Origin of the sequence: Plastoroseomonas arctica (assembly GCF_018128965.1) — a bacterium.
Taxonomy (GTDB): domain Bacteria; phylum Pseudomonadota; class Alphaproteobacteria; order Acetobacterales; family Acetobacteraceae; genus Plastoroseomonas; species Plastoroseomonas arctica.
Genome location: NZ_JAAEDH010000009.1, coordinates 44164 through 61130, shown reverse-complemented (window position 1 = coordinate 61130; position 16967 = coordinate 44164). Strand labels below are relative to the sequence as shown.

At 69.9% G+C, this 16967-nt stretch carries 21 protein-coding genes; 9 read left to right on the top strand and 12 right to left on the bottom strand.

The annotated features are described in order from the left end of the window. The first annotated feature begins 9 nt into the window (after positions 1 to 9). The gene (locus tag GXW79_RS09670; RefSeq protein ID WP_211874180.1) at positions 10 to 651 is read left to right on the top strand and encodes a trimeric intracellular cation channel family protein; all 642 of its coding nucleotides are present in this window, start codon (positions 10 to 12) and stop codon (positions 649 to 651) included. A 94-nt stretch (positions 652 to 745) separates the two neighbouring features. Here the strand turns inward: GXW79_RS09670 and GXW79_RS09665 are convergent, their stop codons facing one another. From GXW79_RS09665 to GXW79_RS09655, 3 genes are all read right to left on the bottom strand, one after another. Beyond that, positions 746 to 1759, bottom strand: a complete 1014-nt coding sequence (locus GXW79_RS09665; protein WP_211874179.1) for a cytochrome d ubiquinol oxidase subunit II — start codon at positions 1757 to 1759, stop codon at positions 746 to 748. Between the two features lie 217 nt (positions 1760 to 1976). After that, positions 1977 to 3329, bottom strand: a complete 1353-nt coding sequence (locus tag GXW79_RS09660) for a cytochrome ubiquinol oxidase subunit I (RefSeq protein WP_211874178.1) — start codon at positions 3327 to 3329, stop codon at positions 1977 to 1979. A gap of 4 nt (positions 3330 to 3333) precedes the next feature. Then, the gene (locus tag GXW79_RS09655; RefSeq protein ID WP_211874177.1) at positions 3334 to 3903 is read right to left on the bottom strand and encodes a GbsR/MarR family transcriptional regulator; all 570 of its coding nucleotides are present in this window, start codon (positions 3901 to 3903) and stop codon (positions 3334 to 3336) included. A 120-nt stretch (positions 3904 to 4023) separates the two neighbouring features. Here GXW79_RS09655 and GXW79_RS09650 point away from each other — a divergent pair, with 120 nt between their 5' ends. Both GXW79_RS09650 and GXW79_RS09645 read left to right on the top strand, forming a co-directional pair. Then, positions 4024 to 4926, top strand: coding sequence for a DMT family transporter (locus GXW79_RS09650; protein ID WP_211874176.1), 903 nt, complete (start codon positions 4024 to 4026; stop codon positions 4924 to 4926). Next, complete coding sequence (locus GXW79_RS09645) at positions 4923 to 6074, top strand: PepSY-associated TM helix domain-containing protein (protein WP_211874175.1); 1152 nt, start codon at positions 4923 to 4925, stop codon at positions 6072 to 6074. Before GXW79_RS09650 ends, GXW79_RS09645 begins: the two co-directional genes overlap by 4 nt. Here the strand turns inward: GXW79_RS09645 and GXW79_RS09640 are convergent. The 5 genes from GXW79_RS09640 to GXW79_RS09620 all read right to left on the bottom strand — a co-directional run bounded on the left by GXW79_RS09640 (position 5973) and on the right by GXW79_RS09620 (position 8868). Next, entirely contained in the window at positions 5973 to 6176 is a 204-nt protein-coding gene (locus tag GXW79_RS09640) for a hypothetical protein (RefSeq protein ID WP_211874174.1), read from the bottom strand. The genes GXW79_RS09645 and GXW79_RS09640 overlap by 102 nt on opposite strands. Next, positions 6173 to 6700 (bottom strand): hypothetical protein, encoded by a 528-nt coding sequence (locus GXW79_RS09635; RefSeq protein ID WP_211874173.1) that lies wholly within the window; start codon positions 6698 to 6700, stop codon positions 6173 to 6175. Before GXW79_RS09635 ends, GXW79_RS09640 begins: the two co-directional genes overlap by 4 nt. A gap of 186 nt (positions 6701 to 6886) precedes the next feature. After that, complete coding sequence (locus tag GXW79_RS09630; RefSeq protein WP_211874172.1) at positions 6887 to 7132, bottom strand: hypothetical protein; 246 nt, start codon at positions 7130 to 7132, stop codon at positions 6887 to 6889. Then, positions 7129 to 7767 (bottom strand): structural protein, encoded by a 639-nt coding sequence (locus tag GXW79_RS09625; protein WP_211874171.1) that lies wholly within the window; start codon positions 7765 to 7767, stop codon positions 7129 to 7131. The genes GXW79_RS09630 and GXW79_RS09625 overlap by 4 nt, the downstream gene beginning before the upstream one ends. A 66-nt stretch (positions 7768 to 7833) precedes the next feature. After that, the gene (locus tag GXW79_RS09620; protein ID WP_211874170.1) at positions 7834 to 8868 is read right to left on the bottom strand and encodes an aspartate-semialdehyde dehydrogenase; all 1035 of its coding nucleotides are present in this window, start codon (positions 8866 to 8868) and stop codon (positions 7834 to 7836) included. Positions 8869 to 8979: 111 nt separating this feature from the next. Here GXW79_RS09620 and pqqA point away from each other — a divergent pair, with 111 nt between their 5' ends. The 6 genes from pqqA to GXW79_RS09590 all read left to right on the top strand — a co-directional run bounded on the left by pqqA (position 8980) and on the right by GXW79_RS09590 (position 12909). Beyond that, positions 8980 to 9060, top strand: coding sequence for a pyrroloquinoline quinone precursor peptide PqqA (gene pqqA, locus GXW79_RS21770; protein ID WP_367614873.1), 81 nt, complete (start codon positions 8980 to 8982; stop codon positions 9058 to 9060). A gap of 84 nt (positions 9061 to 9144) precedes the next feature. After that, positions 9145 to 10041, top strand: a complete 897-nt coding sequence (gene pqqB / locus GXW79_RS09610) for a pyrroloquinoline quinone biosynthesis protein PqqB (protein ID WP_211874250.1) — start codon at positions 9145 to 9147, stop codon at positions 10039 to 10041. Continuing rightward, complete coding sequence (pqqC, locus tag GXW79_RS09605; RefSeq protein ID WP_211874168.1) at positions 10038 to 10766, top strand: pyrroloquinoline-quinone synthase PqqC; 729 nt, start codon at positions 10038 to 10040, stop codon at positions 10764 to 10766. Before pqqB ends, pqqC begins: the two co-directional genes overlap by 4 nt. Continuing rightward, positions 10763 to 11038 (top strand): pyrroloquinoline quinone biosynthesis peptide chaperone PqqD, encoded by a 276-nt coding sequence (gene pqqD / locus GXW79_RS09600; protein WP_211874167.1) that lies wholly within the window; start codon positions 10763 to 10765, stop codon positions 11036 to 11038. Before pqqC ends, pqqD begins: the two co-directional genes overlap by 4 nt. Further along, a complete protein-coding gene (gene pqqE / locus GXW79_RS09595; RefSeq protein WP_211874166.1) occupies positions 11035 to 12123 on the top strand; it encodes a pyrroloquinoline quinone biosynthesis protein PqqE in 1089 nt (362 codons plus the stop codon). Before pqqD ends, pqqE begins: the two co-directional genes overlap by 4 nt. A gap of 360 nt (positions 12124 to 12483) precedes the next feature. Then, entirely contained in the window at positions 12484 to 12909 is a 426-nt protein-coding gene (locus GXW79_RS09590) for a DUF1489 family protein (RefSeq protein ID WP_211874165.1), read from the top strand. Between the two features lie 209 nt (positions 12910 to 13118). On the opposite strand, the gene GXW79_RS09585 is transcribed toward GXW79_RS09590, so the two are convergent. The 4 genes from GXW79_RS09585 to GXW79_RS09570 form a co-directional block, all read right to left on the bottom strand. Further along, positions 13119 to 13616, bottom strand: coding sequence for a BLUF domain-containing protein (locus GXW79_RS09585; RefSeq protein ID WP_211874164.1), 498 nt, complete (start codon positions 13614 to 13616; stop codon positions 13119 to 13121). Between the two features lie 10 nt (positions 13617 to 13626). After that, on the bottom strand, positions 13627 to 15963 hold the full coding sequence (locus GXW79_RS09580) for a bifunctional diguanylate cyclase/phosphodiesterase (protein ID WP_211874163.1): 2337 nt from the start codon (positions 15961 to 15963) through the stop codon (positions 13627 to 13629). A gap of 109 nt (positions 15964 to 16072) precedes the next feature. Next, positions 16073 to 16597, bottom strand: coding sequence for an NADH-quinone oxidoreductase subunit B family protein (locus GXW79_RS09575; protein ID WP_408901548.1), 525 nt, complete (start codon positions 16595 to 16597; stop codon positions 16073 to 16075). A 1-nt stretch (position 16598) separates the two neighbouring features. Then, positions 16599 to 16967: a glyoxalase superfamily protein gene (locus GXW79_RS09570; protein WP_367614864.1), complete on the bottom strand. Its 369-nt coding sequence runs from the start codon at positions 16965 to 16967 to the stop codon at positions 16599 to 16601.

Genomic DNA, 16967 nt, shown 5'->3' with positions numbered 1-16967 from the left:
CGCCGTAACGTGCCTGCACTCGACACCACCATCGCGGCACTGTCCATCGCGGGCGTCGTGGTGTTTGCCGCGGCGGGGGCGCTCACCGCGTCACGCAAGCAGATGGACCCGGTGGGATTCATCCTAATCGCGGCGCTCACCGCCTTCGGCGGCGGCACCACGCGAGATGTGCTGCTCGGCGCGCCGGTGTTCTGGCTGCGCACGCCCGAGCTCGTGGCACTCGCCGCCGGCGTGGCGCTGCTGGTCTTTTTCACCGCGCATCTGGCCGAGCGCCGCTTCGTCTGGCTGCTCTGGGCCGATGCGGTGGGCCTGGGCATCTTCGCCGTGCTGGGGGCGGATGCGGCACTGCGCGAGGGAGCCTCGCCCTGGGCCGCGATCCTGCTCGGCGTCATCACCGCCACTTTCGGCGGCGTCATCCGCGACGTCGTGTGCGACGAAATCCCGCTGATCCTGCGCAAGGAGATCTACGCGACCGCGGCGGCCTTCGGCGCCGGCGCGTTCATGACGCTGCACGCGCTGGGGGTGGAGCGGGTGGCAGCGCTCGGCATCGGCGCCGCGCTGGGGTTCGGGCTGCGCGCCGCGGCAATCCTGCGCGGCTGGTCGCTGCCGACCTATCGGGCGCGCCCGGGGCGGGACTACCCCGAGCGGTAAGGAATCCCGAAAGTAAGGTGGCTCGGCGCCGGCCAAGCCGTTCTGCCGAAAGGGTTTTCGACCGAAAGTAAGATGGCCTTACTTCCTTACCGCCTCAGTCATAGCGCAGGTCCATCGCCTTGCCGCCGAAGATGCGCCAGGCCAGAACGGTGTAGCAGGCGATCACCGGCAGCACGATCAGCGCACCGACGAGGATGATGGACAGGCTCTCCGGCGAACTCGCCGCCTGCCAGATCGTCAGGCGCTCGGGCACGATGAAGGGGAAGAAGCTCCAGGCCAAGCCGCCGAAGGCCAGCACGAACAGCGACACGCCGCCCCAGAACGGCACGCTGTGGCGCGCGTCATCGGGCAGCGGCATCCGCGCCAACAGCCAGTGCAGCCCGAGCACGAGCAGACCGGTCGCGATCGGCAGCGGGGCGAGCAGCAGCATGTTCGGCATCTCGAACCAGCGCCCGAGGATGCGCGTGGAGGCCAGCGGCGTCGCGATCGAAATTCCCGCGATGCCTCCCGCCAGGATCCAGAGCGTCAGGCGTGCCCAGCGCACAGCGCGGTGCTGCAGGTCGGCCTCGGTGCGCCAGATCAGCCAGGTGCTGCCGATGAAGGCGTAGCCCGCGGCCAGGCCGAAGGCGCTGAGCGCGGCGAAGGCGTATTCGGACCAATCCACGCCGAACCCCATCACGTAGCGGCCGAGCATGTAGCCCTGCGCCAGCGCGGCGAGGATCGACCCGGATGCGAAGGCATGGTCCCAGCGCCGTTTGTGAACGGCGACGGAGGCCTTGGCGCGGAATTCGAAGGCGACCCCGCGGATGGTGAGGCCCACCAGCATCAGCGCCACCGGCAGATACAGCGCGGTGAGGATGATCCCGTGGGCGACCGGAAACGCCACCAGCAGCAGGCCGATGCCGAGCACCAGCCAGGTCTCGTTGGCGTCCCAGAAGGGCCCGATCGAGGCGATCATGCGGTCCCGGTCCGGCTCCTCGGCGGTGGTGCCGAGCAGGATGCCGACGCCGAGGTCGAAGCCGTCGAGCACCACGTAGGCGAGCACGGAGATCGCCATCAGCACGGCGAAGATGACCGGCAGCGCATCGGGTTCGAGAAAGGGCGTCATGCCGGCGTTCCTATGCGTTGCGTTGCGAACCGGCGGGTGCCGGTCGCGTCACGCTCAACGCGTGCCTGCGGTAAGACCCGTTCGAGGGCATAGATCCGGGGCGCGCACTTCGCGCGCACCGCGAGTCCGAATGGCCGAACGCCGCACGTGCGGCGAGCCAGGCGGCCGGAGGCCGCGCCTGGCGCCTGAGGGCACATAAAACCGCAACGGCCGTTCTTCATGGCCGTTGCGGCACGGCGGCGGTGACCGGCAGCACGCTGTCGGGCGTCGCTTCGGCCAGCTGGCCCTTCTTGGCGAGGCCGAAGACCGTCATGATGAAGGCGAGCAGCAGCCCGGCGTAGAGGGCCAGATACATCACCAGAGTGGTGCCGACATTGCCCGCCGGCACCGGCCCCACGGCCTGCGCGGTGGTGAGGATGCCGGTCACCAGCCAGGGCTGACGGCCGATCTCGGTCACGTACCAGCCGGCGAGTGTCGCGATCCAGCCGGCGAAGGTCATCCCGACCAGCACGCGCAGGATGAATTTCGGCAGGCTGCGGCGCCGCCACAGCAGAAAGGCCGAGAGCCAGGCCATCCCGATCATCAGCAGCCCCATGCCCACCATGGTGCGGAAGGCGAAGAACACCGGCGCGACCGGCGGGTGCAGCCCGACGAAGTCGTTGAGGCCCGGCACCACCGCCTCCGGCGCATGGCCCAGGATCATGCTAGCGCCCGAGGGGATGCCGATCTCGAAGCGGTTGGACCGCGTGGCCTCGTCGGGGATGGCAAACAGCAGCAGCGGCACGCGGCCCCCGGTGGTCCAGTTGCCCTCCATCGCGGCGACCTTGGCCGGCTGGTGCTGCAGCGTGTTCAGCCCGTGCATGTCGCCCACAAAGGCCTGCACGGGGGCGAGGACCGCGGCGATGACGATGCCGGTCAGCAGCCCGGTGCGCACGCCCCCGGCGCGGTCGCCGCGCAGTGTGCGATAGGCGGAGATGCCGGCGAGCAGGAAGGCGCAGGTGAGTGCCGAAGCCAGCAGCATGTGCACCAGGCGATAGGGCATCGACGGGTTGAAGATGATCGCCCACCAATCGGCGGCGAACACCACGCCGTCGCGGATCTCGTGGCCCTGCGGCGTGTGCATCCATGAATTGAGCGCGATGATCCAGAAGGCGCTCATCGTGGTGCCGAAGGCGACCAGGAAGGTGGCCCCGGTATGCGCCCAGCCGGGCACGCGGCGGAAGCCGAACAGCATGATGCCGAGGAAGGTCGCCTCGAGGAAGAAGGCGGTCAGCACCTCATAGGCGAGCAGCGGGCCCGCGACATTGCCCACGCGCTCCATGAAGCCCGGCCAATTGGTGCCGAACTGGAAACTCATGGTGATGCCGGAGACAACGCCGAGCGCAAAGGAAAGTGCAAAAATCTTCACCCAGAAGCGGTAGGCGTCCATCCAGGCTTCGTTGCGCGTCGCGTTGAAGCGCAGCTTGAAGAACAGCAGCACCCAGCCCATCGCGATGGTGATGGTGGGGAACAGGATGTGGAAGGAGATGTTGGCCGCGAACTGGATGCGCGCGAGGATCGTGGCGTCCATGGCTTCAAGCCTTCCTTGGGCTGCGGCCGCGCCCGAAGGTCACGACCTTGTCCTTGATGTCGAGGAACTTTGTCACCCGGGCGCCCATCGCAAGAAGCGAGACGAGGCGTTCGGTCTCCAGGCGGCGAATGTCATCATACCACGTCGTCAGCTGTTCTATCAGGCCATGCATCTCGGCCATGCGGGCCTGGGCGAAGCGGTCCTCGTCGCTGCCGGGTGTCTGCATCAGCAACTCGCGCAGCACCGACAGGGTCGGATCCACCTCGCGCTTCTTCCGCTCCTCGGCGAGCGTGCGCAGGATCTGCCAGACATCGCCGGGCGTGGTGAAGTGGTCGCGCCGGTCATCGGCGACGTGGCGCGGGACGACGAGGTTCCAGCCCTGCAACTCGCGCAGGCCCATCGAGACGTTGGAGCGCGAGACGCCAAGGGCTTCGACGACGTCGTCGGCACACAACGGTCGGGGCGAGATGTAGAGCAGGGCGTAGATCTGGCCGACGGTGCGGTTGATGCCCCACCGGCTACCCATCTCGCCGAAATGGAGGACGAATTGCTGCGCGAGCGGCGGGAGGTCCATGGGTCCAGCATTCCGGATATTTCAGTATTTTCTGAAACTACAGATTTTATCGCAGAATGCAAGGCCTCGTGACACGTCCGGCTTGACCCGGCGCGGCATGCGTGGCGCGGTGCCGCACCCATGTCGCAGAGCCGCCTCGCCATCCTGCTGATCCTGCTCTGCAACGCGCTCTATGCCGTGGGCTATGCGCTGGCGCGGCTGCTGTCGGACAGCCTCGACCCGCTGCAGATCACCTTCCTCCGCTACGCGCTGGTGCTCGGCGGGGCCTTCACCCTCTCGCTCGCCGGGCGGCACCCGGTGGGCGCCTGGCGCCGCGCGCTGGTCCCGGCGCGGCCCTGGGCACAGCGGGCGGCGGCGGCGATGCTGGTGGTCTCCACCGCCGTGGCGGTGTGGGGATACGCGCTGGTGCCGGTCACCGAGGCGGCCGCCCTGGGCTTCACCGCGCCGATCCTCACCGTCGCGATGGGCATGGTGGTGCTGCATGAGCGGGTGAGCGCGATCCGCTGGGTCGCGGTGCTGTGCGGCTTCGCGGGCATGCTGCTGGTGCTGCGTCCGGACGGCGCGCTGTTCCGCTGGGCGGCGCTGGTGCCGGTCGCCGCGGCGATGATGTATGCGCTCTACCAGGTGATGGCGCGGGACATCCGGGGCGTGGCCGATTCCGTGGGCATGACGGTGCAGGGCGGCCTGGTCGGCACCATCCTCCTCACGCCCTTGGCGGCGCTGGTCTGGCGGATGCCGGATGCGGCGACGGCGGGCCTGGTCCTGATGTTCGTGGCCGCCCAGACCGGCGGGCTGCTGGCACTCGCCGCGGCGGTGCGCCGGGCGGAGGTCTCGGCCCTCGCGCCATGGCATTACGCGCGGCTGTTCTTCGCGCTCGCCATGGATGCGGCGCTGTTCGGGCGGATGCCGGATAGCCTGGCGCTGGCGGGGTGCGGGCTGATCGCGGCGGGCGGGCTGTTGTTGCTGTGGCGGGGTGGCGGAATGCCGGCGCGGGTCCATCTGCCGGGTCGGGCGGGGGAGTGACGGCGCTGCGTTGGGATGTGCGGGTGCATCGATGGCTGGGGCTGCTGCTCGGCGTCTGGTTCGCCTTCGCCGGCGTGACCGGCGCCGTGCTGGTGTTCTGGAAGCCGATCGAGGATCTGGAATTCGGCGCCCCAGTCCCACGCGCCGGCGCCGCGCTGCCGCTGGAGGCGCTGGTCGCCGCCGCGCTGGCGCGCCACCCGGGCGGCGACGCCTTCCGCATCTTCCTGCCCGAGCGCGCCGGCGAGACCCCGCGCGTGGAAATCCTGCGCGCCGGGGGCGGCCGGGTTTCGGTGCATGTGGACGCGGTCAGCGGTGCGGTGGTGAGCGAGCGCGCCTGGGGCGGGGCCACCATCCATTGGCTGTATGACCTGCACAGCGGCGGCATCATCGGCCGCAACGGCGTGGTGACGGTGGGCGTGGTGGGCGTGGCACTCGTTGTGCTGGCGCTGCTCGGGCTGGTGATGTGGGTGCGCTACGCGTGGCGGCCGCTGCGCGATGCGATCTGGCCGCGGGCCGGGCTGCGCGGGCTGCGGCGGCTGCGCAACCTGCACCGGCCGGCGGGGCTGTGGTTCGCCCTGCCGCTGATGCTCGCCGCCGCGACCGGCTTCGGCCTCGCCTTCCCCGAAATCGTGCGCGATCTGCTGCCGCCGCTGCTGGAGGCCGCGCCGCCGTCGCGGCGCGTGACCGGTTCGGGCAAGCCCATGACGCTCGCCGAGGCGCTCGCCGCCGCGGAAACCGCGATGCCCGGGTGGCGCGGCGCCTGGATCGAGCTGCCCGAACCCGGCGGTGCGCCGGATTCCGTTCTGCGCATGCGCCCGGCCGACCCCGCGCGGCTCGATGGCATCGCCCAGGTGTTCGTGGCACTCGACAGCGGTGAGCTGAAGGTCACGCCGGCCGCGCCCGTGGAGCGCGTCCGCGCCTGGATCATGGCGCTGCACAATGGGCAAGCCTTCGGGCTCGCCCATCAAATGGCGATCATCCTGCTCGGGCTGGTGCCGGCGCTGCTGTTCGCGACGGGGTTCCTCGCCTGGCGGCGGCGGCGGCGCTCAGTAGCCGCCCGCGAGCAGCAGGCCGAGCGTCACGAGACCCAGCGCGGGCGCGGCGGCGACCACGCAAAGCCCGCCGGCGAGCCAGCGGCGCCAGCCTGAACTGCGCCGCGCCCACCACGACAGCAGCACCGCGACGATCGCGGCGCCGCCGCCGGCGGCCAGGAACGGCCAGGCCGGGATGACCAGGCTGATGTCGCTCACGCCGGCACGCCGCGGCGCCGCCCGGCGCGGATGAAGGCGACGATGCCGCCGGCGAAGAAGCCGATCGCCTGCGCCGGCAGGATGAAGAGCAGGGCGATGATCGAGGCCTGGCTGCCATGCTCCGCGGCCTCCGACGTCCAGACCACGGCGAGCCCGACCACGAGACCCAGCCCGAAGCCGAGCACCAGGCCGAGCATGGCGCCGAAGAACGCCACCACCAGGCGCGGCGCCGTGCGCGGCCGCGCGTTCGGATCCTGGCCGCTGAGCAGGCGCCGCAGCAGCCGCGCCGCGCCAGCCGCGAGCAGCGGTGCGGCGAAGGCCGCGATCCAGGGGATGGCCGCATCGACATCCGCCTCGCCCTCGCCCAGGCTCGCCGCGAGCCGGACGATGCCGAGCCCGAGACATCCCGAGAGCAGCATCCAGCGCGGCCCCGCCCACCAGCCCAGTGCGAGCGCCGGCAGCAGCACCACCGGGTCGGCGAACGCGTTCAGAATCGCTTGCGCGAGGGCTTGGGCGTGGTCCATCGACGCGTCCCGGCAGGTCTGGCCCGCATGCTAGCCGGGGCGGTGGGGCGCGCGGGGGAAATCTCCCCCGCTCACCACCCGCACAGGCGGCGTCCGGTCTGGTTGTGCGCGAGGAGGTCCGCCGCGGTCGCCTGGGTGAGGCTGTCCTGGGCGCTCACCTGGATCGGGCGCCAGGGGCCGCAGGGATCAATCCCGCCGTCGCCAGTCGCGCAGCAGGTCAGCGGCAGGGTCAGGGCGAGCAGCAACGGCACGGTCCACCGCATCGCGGGTCCTCCGGTTGTCGAGGTCATGGTCGAGGGCGGCACGGCGCGCGGCCTCGCGGGCGCTGGCCGCACCGCGCAGCCAGGCCCAGCCGAGGGCGGCCAGCACCCCGCCGGCGGCGGCGGCATAGCCCCAGATGCGGGACCACATCCCGGTGAGCAGGGCCATCATGCGGCGGCCCGGCGCCTGGTGAGGACGTGTGCGACCGCGATGGCGGCGGCGGCGATGACCAGCGCGACGCCGAGCCATTGCGGCAGGCCGCCGAGGGCCGTCAGCGCCGGGGCGGCGGTCGCAGCGGCGGCGGCGGCGGAACCGACGGTGATCGCACCCTGGCCGGTGCCGGTGCTGGCGGCCTCGGAGAGCGTTTCGATCGGGCGGAGGATGCCGGCGCGGCGCAGGCCCTCGTCGAGCACGCCCGCCGCGTAGGGCTGGCCGCCGAGCTCATGGGTGATGATCGCCTCGACCAGCGGGCGCAGATGCGCGTGGGTGTGCAGGTCGAGGCGCTGGTGGGGCGCGAAGCCGGTCGCACGGCAGACGGCGGCGATGTAGGCGCCGGTGTCGTTCTCGATCCCCGGCGCCCAGCGGTGCAGGATGGCGGCGACCGTGTCGAGGCCGTGGCGGTCCTGGTAGCGGATCAGCAGGCTGGCGAGCGCGCGGATGCCGAACTCGTGGCTCTCGAACACCGCGAAGCGGCCGTTGGGCGCATCTTCCTTCCCGACCTGGCCCTGCCAGGGGTTGTTGGCCGACCAGTCTATGTTGCCGGGATTACGATTGCGATAGCCGCGAGAGGATTTCGGGTCGGGCATGGGTCCAGGATTCCTCGTGAGGATGCTGGACCATAATCCTATAGAACAGTTTGTGTCAATAAAATCCTATGATTTCTTCGCTTCACCGATCAGCCCGTTCTGGCGCAGCGCCTCCGCAATCTGCACCGCGTTCAGCGCGCCACCTTTCCGCAGATTGTCCGCCGCGCACCAGAAGGCCAGCCCGTGTGGGACGGAAGCATCGCGGCGCAGGCGGGACAGATAGACGCTGTCCTCGCCGGCTGTCTCCGCGGGCGTCGTGTAGCCGCCATCCTCGCGGGTATCGAGCAGCGTGACGCCGGGGGCGGCGCGCCAGGCGGCGCGGGCCTCGGATTCCGTGACGGCGCCTTCGAATTCCACATGCACGGCGGCGGCGGTGCCGATGAAGACCGGCACCCGCACGCAGGTCGCGATCACCGCGATGTCCGGGTCGAGGATCTTGCGCGTCTCCTGCGCCATCGCCGTCTCGGTGCGGGTGGCGCCGTCCGTGCCGATGGTGTCGGTCTGGGGGATGCAGTTGAAGGCGATCTGCTTGGGGAAGTGCTCGGGCGGCGGCATCTCGTTCACGAACATCGCGCGCGTCTGCGACCACAGCTCGTCCATCGCCTCCTTCCCGGCCTCGGAGACGCTCTGGTAGGTGGCGACCGAGATGCGCTTGATCCGTGCGATCCCGTGCAGCGGCTTGAGCGCCATCAGCATCGGGACCACGGCGGAATTCGGGTTGGCGATGATGCGGCGCTTGGGCAGGGCCTTGATCGCCTGCGGGTTCACCTCCGGGATCACCAGCGGGATGCCCGCTTCCATGCGGAATTCCTCGGTGCAGTCGATCACGATGCAGCCCGCGGCCGCCGCGCGCGGCGCGTGGGTCGCCGACATGGCCCGGGTGCCGGCGAAGAAGGCGAGGTCGACGCTGCCGAAGTCGAAGGCATCGATCGCGCGCACGGTCAGCACAATGTCATCGCCGAAGGAGAGCTGCTGGCCGAGCGCCCGTCCGCTCGCGAGCGCATGGGCGAGGCTCACCGGAAATTCGCGTTCCGCCAGGGTTTTCACGATCTCCCGCCCGAGGGCGGAGGTGGCGCCGATGATGGCGATGCGGTGGGGCATGGGGGGGCTCCTGTTCGCTGGCTCGCGTAGACCCTTGATCGCGGGCCTCCAAGCTCCGATTGTAAGCGGGATGGGTTCGCACCGGGCGCACCCGCAGTGGGAGACGATGACATGAGCTGGAAGAAGCCCCGCGTGACCGAGGTTTCGGTTGCCATGGAAATCAACTGCTACGCCTGCGCCGCCACCAAGTGACCGGGTGCTGGCCATGCGGCCAGCCCCAATAGCCAAAAATAGAAGACGGGGGTCCGGGGGAATTCATTGCCCCGTTCTTTCGTTCTGATGCGCGTCATCATACTGGGTTCCGCCGCCGGTGGCGGCGTACCGCAATGGAATTCCGGCGGGCTGTCTTGCGTGTCCGCCCGTTCCGGCAAGATCCTGCCACGCACCCAATGCTCTCTCGCCGTCTCGGCCGATGGCGAACGTTGGGTCCTCATCAACGCCTCGCCCGATTTGCGCCACCAGGTCAACGCCACGCGCGCCCTGGTTCCGGTGACTCTGCGTGGCAGTCCGATTGTCGCCGTCGTCCTGACCGGCGGCGAGATCGATGCCATCGCCGGCCTGCTCACGATGCGGGAGAGGCATTGCTTCGCGCTGCACGCCGCCCCGCAGGTCCTGGCCCTGCTCGCCGCCAACCCGATCTTCTCGGCACTGGCCCCGTCCATGGTGCCGCGTCGCGCGATGGCACTCGGCGAGGCGTTCGATCTGGCAGGCCTGCGGTTCGAGGCTTTTGCCGTCCCCGGCAAGGTGCCCCTGTTCGCGGAGCGCGATGGTGCCGATCCGGGGCGCGCGGATGACGGGGAGACGGTGGGGCTTGCGGTTTCGGCCGGGGGCGGCGGTTCGCTTGTGTTCATACCCGGTTGCGCGGCGCTCGACGACGCGGTGCGTGCGCGCATCGCCTCCGCGGAGCTCCTGATGTTCGACGGAACGCTGTTCCGCGACGACGAGATGATCCTGGCGGGCGCCGGCCCGAAGACGGGGCTGCGCATGGGGCATATGAGCCTCGCCGGTCCGGATGGGACGCTGGCGGCGCTGCGCGACATCGCGCCACGCCGGCGCGTGCTGATCCACCTCAACAACACCAACCCCGTCCTGCTTCCCGACAGCGCGGAGCGCGCCCAGGTGGAGGCCGAAGGCTGGATCGTGGCCGAAGATGGGATGGAGTTTTCGCTATGAGCGATGTGTTGTCGCCCGAGGGCCTCGAGGACGCGCTGCGCGCCATCGGTGAGGAGCGCTACCACATCCGCCATCCCTTCCACCGCGCACTGCATGGCGGGTTGCTCGACAAGGGCCAGGTGCAGGCCTGGGCGCTCAACCGCTACTATTACCAGGCGAGCATTCCCCGGAAGGACGCGACCCTGCTCGCGCGCCTGCCCACCACCGAGCTCCGCCGCGAATGGCGCCGCCGCCTCATCGACCATGACGGCACCGGCGACGGCCCGGGCGGTGTCGAGCGCTGGCTCGCGCTCACCGATGGGCTCGGCATCGACCGAGACTACGTTATCTCCACCGAGGGCCTGCTGCCGGGTACGCGCTACGCGGTGGATGCCTATGTCGCCTTCGTGCGCGAGCGCACGCTGCTCGAGGCCATCGCCTCCTCGCTGACCGAGATGTTCTCGCCCAACATCATCTCCGAGCGTGTGGCGGGTATGCTGCGCAACTACCCCTTCGTGAATGAGGCGACGCTCGCCTACTTCACGCCGCGGCTCACCCAGGCGCCGCTCGATGTGCAGTTCGCGCTCGGCTATGTCCGCGAGCACGCGCGCACGCCGGAAACGCAGGCCGCGGTGCTTGGCGCGCTGCGCTTCAAGTGCGACCTGCTCTGGGCGCAGCTGGATGCGCTGCACTTCGCCTATGTGGCACCGCGCCTGCCTCCGCCCGGCGCCTTCGTCCCGCGATGAGCCTGACCGAGGCCAGCGCTCCGCGCCTCGCCCGCGGCTACCGGCTGCGCCGGGACGCCGCGCGCGACCGCATGGTGGTGCTCGGCCCCGAGCGCGTCTTCGAGGCCGACGAGACCGCGCTTGCCATCCTCGCGCTGATCGATGGCGAGCGCAGCGTCGCGGAGATCATCGATGCCCTTGCCGCGCAATACGCCGCACCCCGCTCTGAGATCGCCGGCGATGTGCTGGAGATGCTCGCCGACCTCGCCGAGCGCGGCGTCATCGCGCCATGACGATCCCCCCGCCGCTCGGGCTGCTGGCGGAACTGACCCATCGCTGCCCGCTGCGCTGCCCCTATTGCTCGAACCCGCTCGAACTCGCGCGCCTGGCCGCCGAGCTCGACACCGCCACCTGGCTGCGCATCTTCCGCGAGGCCGCCGAGCTCGGCGTGCTCCAGCTCCACCTCTCCGGCGGCGAACCGGCGCTGCGCCGCGACCTGCCCGAGCTCATCCGCGGCGCCGCCGCGGCGGGCCTCTACACCAACCTCATCACCTCGGCCGTCACGCTCGACGCCGCTCGCGTCACCGCGCTGGCCGAGGCCGGGCTGGACCACGTCCAGATCTCCTTCCAGGACGCGGACCCCAGCTCCGCCGACCGCATCGGCGGCTATGCCGGCGGCCACGCGAAGAAGCTCATCGCCGCCGCCGCCATCCGCGTCGCCGGCCTGCCCCTGACGCTGAACGCCGTCGTCCACCGCCAGAACCTCGAACGCCTGCCGGAGATGATCGAGCTCGCCCTCGCGCTCGGCGCCCGGCGCATGGAAGTCGCCCACGTCCAATACTACGGCTGGGCCCTCGCCAACCGCGACGCCCTGCTGCCCACCCGCGCCCAGCTCGACGCCGCCACCGCCACCGTGGATGCCGCCCGCGCCCGCCTCAAAGGCCAACTCACCATCGACTACGTCGTCCCCGACTACCACGCTGCCCGCCCCAAGGCCTGCATGGGTGGCTGGGCCCGCAGCGTCATGGTGATCGCGCCCTCCGGTCGCGCGCTGCCGTGCCACGCCGCCGAGAGCCTGCCCGGCTTCGACTTCCCCAACGCCCGCATCCAAAGCCTGCAGGACATCTGGACCAACAGCGAGGCCTTCAACCGCTACCGCGGCACCGCCTGGATGACCGGTCCCTGCGCCGGCTGCCCCAACGCCGAGATCGATTTCGGCGGCTGCCGCTGCCAGGCCTTCGCCCTGACCGGCAACGCATCCAACACCGACCCCGCCTGCGCCCTCTCGCCGCACCACGCCCTCCTCGCCGACGCTCTTGAAACCGCCACCCAGCCCCACTTCACCTACCGCGAGCCGGGACGAGCGCCGGGAGGGTAGGAAGGCAAGGCGGGGGGCTCCGCCCCCCTTCGACGTATACGTCGAAGCCCCGCCAGGAGCCTGTGGCCCCTGGACCCCCCTTTGTTGGTCCTGGGTTTGGGGGGTGTTGAGCCTCGCCGAAGGCAAGCCGGGTTGGGGAGGGGGCGCATGAAGCTTGCGCGGCACGGGAGTTCCGTCGACGCGCCCCCTCCCCAACCCGCTCCATCACCGCAAGCACACACGTCCCAATCTCAAGAACCAACAAATGGAGGTCGAGGATCGACACGATCCTCGCGGGGTCCAGGGGCAGAGCCCCTGGCCTTGCTTCCTTTGCCCCCTCAGCCCTTGCACGACTCGTGTGGGTGGGGGGATGAGTGGGGGATGTTGCACATGATCAAGTTGTCGGTTGGGCCTCGGGATGTGGCGCAGTTGGCCGCCGTTCAGGCGGCGCGGTTGGCGTCGGAGCCGCCGTTGCGCGCGTGGACCCGGATGATTCCGAAGCGTGCGGCGGAGGTGTGTGACGGGGGTTCGATCTATTGGGTCGTGGCGGGGTTCGTGCGGGTTCGGCAGCGGGTTCTGGCGATCGAGGATGCGGAGTGGGATGACGGGCGGCGCGCGGCGGCCCTGGTGTTGGATCCTGAATTGGTGCCGGTAGCGGCGCGTCCGACGAAGCCGTTCCAGGGCTGGCGGTATTTGAAGCCGGAGGATGCGCCGCGGGACGTTGGGGGAGATGGCGGCGACGTGATGGGGCTGGAGGCCTTGCCGGCGGGGCTGCGCGCGGCGCTGGCGGAGGCGTGCTTGATCTGACCGTCTCGCGCGGCTCGGAATCATCGATTTTTGTGCGTTGCGGCATTTTAAGCCAAGGCCAATGTCGCGGTTAGGTTTGCGGGACCAAGGTTGCTGGATTGCGGTGGCAGACTCCCGGCAACGCCGCCGTTCGACTGGCGCCCGATGGGATGGCCGATGGGCCGGTTGGAGCGATCCGACCGGCCCAATCTTTTTTTGGCACGCCGTGCTCAACCCGCTGACCGTACGCCTGAGAGGCGTTGCGGCGAGACATCGGCGCTCGGGCGCGCATGCGGTCGCACCGTGTCGGCCGTAAGCATGGAGCGCATGATGCGGATGGCGGCGTCCGCGTTGGTCTGATCCATCCGCATCCGTTCCATCGCCTCAAAATCGGCCCCGAGGTTTTCCAGCGATCCGCGCGGATTGATCGCCGCCATGGACCATTCGCCGAAGGCGCGCGTCTCAGCGATGGTGAAGTCGATCAGCCGGAGGTCCCGGTGGCGCATGTCGGCACAGATGCGCTCGAAGGTGGCCTCGACGGCTTCGAGGGGGCCTTCCAGCGCCTGGACGAACATGCCCGACGAGAACAGCAAGGCGCCGGTGATGCCATGCCGTGCGTTGGTCTGCTGTGCATTCTCGACGAGCGAGACGACCTGCGCGTCGACCTCGTCTGGCTCGCAGTCCAGGGCGCAGTGGCTGCTGTAGAGCAGTCGATGGAGCGTTGCCATGATCCCCCCTTCAGGCGACGGCGGATGTCGGCAGGGCGTCCGCATCGAACATCGCGCGGACGTCCGAGGCGGTCACGGGCTTGCTGAACAGGAATCCCTGCAGCTGGCCGCAGCCGGAGGCGGAGACGAAACGCCGCTGGGCATCGGTCTCCACGCCTTCGGCGGTGACGGTCATGCCGAGCTGCTGTCCCAGCGTCGCGATCGCCCGCACGATCGCGGTGCTCTCGCCATCCTCGGGCAGCTGGCGCACGAAGGACTGGTCGATCTTGATCTTGTCGAAGGGGAAGCGGCGCAGGTAGCTGATCGAGGAGTAGCCGGTGCCGAAGTCGTCCATGGATATCCGTATCCCGAGCGCGCGGAGCGCGTGCAGCATGGCGATCGTCCGCCCGTCATCCTGGAGCAGCGCGTTCTCGGTGAGCTCGAGCTCCAGCCGCGCGCCGGACAGGCCGGTCTCGGCCAGGATGCAGGCGACGCGGGCCGCCAGGCGCTGGTCGCGCAGCTGCATCGGCGAGAGGTTGACCGAGACCGTCATGTGCGAAGGCCAGGTCATCGCGTCCGTGCAGGCCTTTCGCAGCACGAACTCGCCCACGGCGCCGATCAGGCCGAGATCCTCGGCGAGCGGGATGAAGGCGGCCGGCGAGACGATGCCCTGGTCGGGGTGGTTCCAGCGCACCAGCGCTTCGGCTCCGTCGAAGCGTCCCGTCGTGCTGTCGACCTGGGGCTGGTAGACGACGAAGAGCTCCTGGCGCGCGATAGCCCGGCGCAGGTCGTGCTCGAAGGTGCGGCGCGCCTGCATCCGGGCATTCATCTCCTGCTCGTAGAAGCGATAGGCGCCGCGGCCTTCCTCCTTGGCGCGGTAGAGCGCGAGGTCGGCGCTGCGCGACAGCGCCTCGGTCGAGGTGCCGTCGGTCGGCGCGAATGCGATGCCGACGCTGACCCCGATCTCGATGACCTGGCCCTTGATGATGAAGGGGCGCGCGAGCACCTCGATGATGCGTTCCGCCGCCGAGCTCACATCCGCGGGCTGGCGCGCATTGTCGAGCACGATCGCGAATTCGTCCCCGCCCAACCGCGCGAGCAGATCGGCGGTGCGGATCGCCTTGGCCAGGCGCTGCGCGACGCGCTTGAGCACCTCGTCGCCGACGCCGTGGCCGAGCGTGTCGTTCACGATCTTGAAGCGGTCGAGATCGAGCATGAACAGCGCGAAGGACCGCCCACCCTCGCGGCGCGAGGCGAAGCGCGTGGACAAGTTGGTGTTGAAGCTGAACCGGTTGGCCAGGCCGGTCAGCGTGTCCTCATGCGCCAGGCGGCGGATCGAGGCCTCGGTGCTGATGCGCTCGCGCTGGTCGCGCACCGCGACGACGATGCGCGTCTTGCCCGCGATGTGGATGAACTTCGCGATCACCTTGACGGGCACCGGGTCGGCGCCTTCGACTTGCAGGGTCGTATCCGTCTCGGCCGCACCTGGCGCCACCCCGCCAGGGAGCTGCGGCAGCAGGGTCGCGATCTCGCGGCCAATGACCTGGTTCCGGTCGGTGCCCAGGATCATCTCGAGGCTGCGGTTCATGCCGACCACGCGATTGTCTTCGCAGATCAGCAGCCCCTCGATCGAGATGTCCGCGAGGTCGCGCATCTGCAGCCAGACCGCGGCGATCGACAGCGCGACGATGCCGAAGGCGAGGTTGGCGACCATCGCCGCGAGCAGGGTGAGGTTGATGCCCTCGCTCGGCTCCGGGATCGTGGGATCGAAGGCGATGGTGACCGCGCTCATGCCGATGAAGTGGTCGAGACACACTGCGAGGATGAGCGCGACCGGCGCGAGGTGCCGTACCCCCCGCGAACGGCTGGCAGGCATCAGCGCGGCGGCCACCGCGAACGCGATGCCGAACGCGACCGAGACCCCGATCACCGGCATGTCCCAGACGAGCGCGCCCTGCGTGCGGAACGCGTTCATGCCGGTGTAGTGCATGGCGGAGATGGCGAGGCCACCGATGCCGCCGCCGATCAAGCGCCCGGCGAGCGACGGCATGGTGAGGATGACGGCGGAGGCGGCGCCGAACAGCGCGAGGGCGATGACGAAGGACCACACGCTCGTCGCCGTGTCGAAGCGATAGGGCAGCCCGGGCTCATAGGCGATCATCGCGATGAAATGGGTCGCCCAGACCGCCGAGGAGGCTGCGAGCACCGCGGCAAGGCCCCACGCCCGCCTGGCGCGCGCCGTCTGCGCCCGCACCGCTTCATGCCCCAGCGCGAAGGACGTCCAGATGCCGACGGCGCAGAGGATGGCCGCCACTGCGACGAGGGGAAGATTGTGGCGCTCGGTGACACACAGATACAGCGTACGCATGCCCAGCGGCACCTCCGGTCTCGACGCGCGCGATCGACGCCGGAGGATGTTTTCATGATTGCAGTAACAAACGATGAAGGCAGCGCCCGGGCGCCCGGGCGCCCGGGCGTCAGGGGCGCCCTTCGGCTTCGAGGATCGCGAGCAGCCCTTCGAGGAATTGCTCGGGCGTGGGCGGGCAGCCGGGGATGACGAGATCGACGGGAAGCGCGGCGCCGGCCCCGCCCTCGACGGCGTAGGTGCCCTTGAAGACCCCGCCATCGATGGCGCAGTCGCCGGCCGCGACCACCCATTTGGGGGCCGGCATGGCGGCGTAGGTGTGTTCCAGCGCCTCGCGCATGTTCGCGGTGAGCGGGCCGGTCACCAGCAGCACGTCGGCGTGGCGGGGGGAGGCGACGAAGCGCAGCCCGAAGCGCTCGAGGTCATGGACGGGGTTCTGCAGCGCGTTGGCTTCGAGCTCGCAGGCGTTGCAGCTGCCGGTATCCACGGACCGGATCGCCAGGGAGCGGCCGAGGCGTGCGCGTGCCGCGGCGTCCAGCCGGGCGCCCAGGGCGGAGACGGTGTCGGGCGGGACGTGCGGGCCGGGCGCGGTGACCGGGTGGGAGAGCAGCGCGCGGATCAGGCGAGGCCAAAGCACCTCAGTGGTCCTTGATTTCGCTGAAGGTGATGCGGTTGCCGAACGGGTCGTGCACCGACACGTCGCGCCATCCCCAGGGCCGATCCTCGATCCCCGGGCGGGCATGGCGGTAGTTCTTGGCCGTGAGGTCAGCGTGCAGCGCCTCCAGCCCGGCCATGCGGATGAGCACATGGGTGCCCGGCGTGCCGTCGCCGAAATGCTCGCTGAGAAAGAGCAGCACCGGCCCGCGCGAGATCTGCGCGAAGAGCGGCGCGTCGGGCGCGAAGCGATGCTCCCAATCCCAGGCGGAGCCGAGGAAATCGAGGTAGAATTCGCGCGCCTTGGGAACATCGAAGATGCGCAGCGTCGGGATGGCGATGTGCAGGGCCAC

Excerpts from the sequence above, each read along its gene's own strand:
- GXW79_RS09655 (WP_211874177.1), bottom strand. The coding sequence starts at position 3,903 with ATGGACCTCCCGCCGCTCGCGCAGCAATTCGTCCTCCATTTCGGCGAG.
- GXW79_RS09635 (WP_211874173.1), bottom strand. The coding sequence starts at position 6,700 with ATGGACCACGCCCAAGCCCTCGCGCAAGCGATTCTGAACGCGTTCGCC.
- GXW79_RS09580 (WP_211874163.1), bottom strand. The coding sequence starts at position 15,963 with ATGCGTACGCTGTATCTGTGTGTCACCGAGCGCCACAATCTTCCCCTC.
- GXW79_RS09650 (WP_211874176.1), top strand. The coding sequence starts at position 4,024 with ATGTCGCAGAGCCGCCTCGCCATCCTGCTGATCCTGCTCTGCAACGCG.
- GXW79_RS09660 (WP_211874178.1), bottom strand. The coding sequence starts at position 3,329 with ATGGACGCCACGATCCTCGCGCGCATCCAGTTCGCGGCCAACATCTCC.
- GXW79_RS09590 (WP_211874165.1), top strand. The coding sequence starts at position 12,484 with ATGTTGCACATGATCAAGTTGTCGGTTGGGCCTCGGGATGTGGCGCAG.
- pqqC (WP_211874168.1), top strand. The coding sequence starts at position 10,038 with ATGAGCGATGTGTTGTCGCCCGAGGGCCTCGAGGACGCGCTGCGCGCC.
- pqqE (WP_211874166.1), top strand. The coding sequence starts at position 11,035 with ATGACGATCCCCCCGCCGCTCGGGCTGCTGGCGGAACTGACCCATCGC.
- pqqA (WP_367614873.1), top strand. The coding sequence starts at position 8,980 with ATGAGCTGGAAGAAGCCCCGCGTGACCGAGGTTTCGGTTGCCATGGAA.
- pqqD (WP_211874167.1), top strand. The coding sequence starts at position 10,763 with ATGAGCCTGACCGAGGCCAGCGCTCCGCGCCTCGCCCGCGGCTACCGG.
- GXW79_RS09625 (WP_211874171.1), bottom strand. The coding sequence starts at position 7,767 with ATGCCCGACCCGAAATCCTCTCGCGGCTATCGCAATCGTAATCCCGGC.
- GXW79_RS09665 (WP_211874179.1), bottom strand. The coding sequence starts at position 1,759 with ATGACGCCCTTTCTCGAACCCGATGCGCTGCCGGTCATCTTCGCCGTG.
- GXW79_RS09630 (WP_211874172.1), bottom strand. The coding sequence starts at position 7,132 with ATGATGGCCCTGCTCACCGGGATGTGGTCCCGCATCTGGGGCTATGCC.
- GXW79_RS09585 (WP_211874164.1), bottom strand. The coding sequence starts at position 13,616 with ATGGCAACGCTCCATCGACTGCTCTACAGCAGCCACTGCGCCCTGGAC.
- GXW79_RS09620 (WP_211874170.1), bottom strand. The coding sequence starts at position 8,868 with ATGCCCCACCGCATCGCCATCATCGGCGCCACCTCCGCCCTCGGGCGG.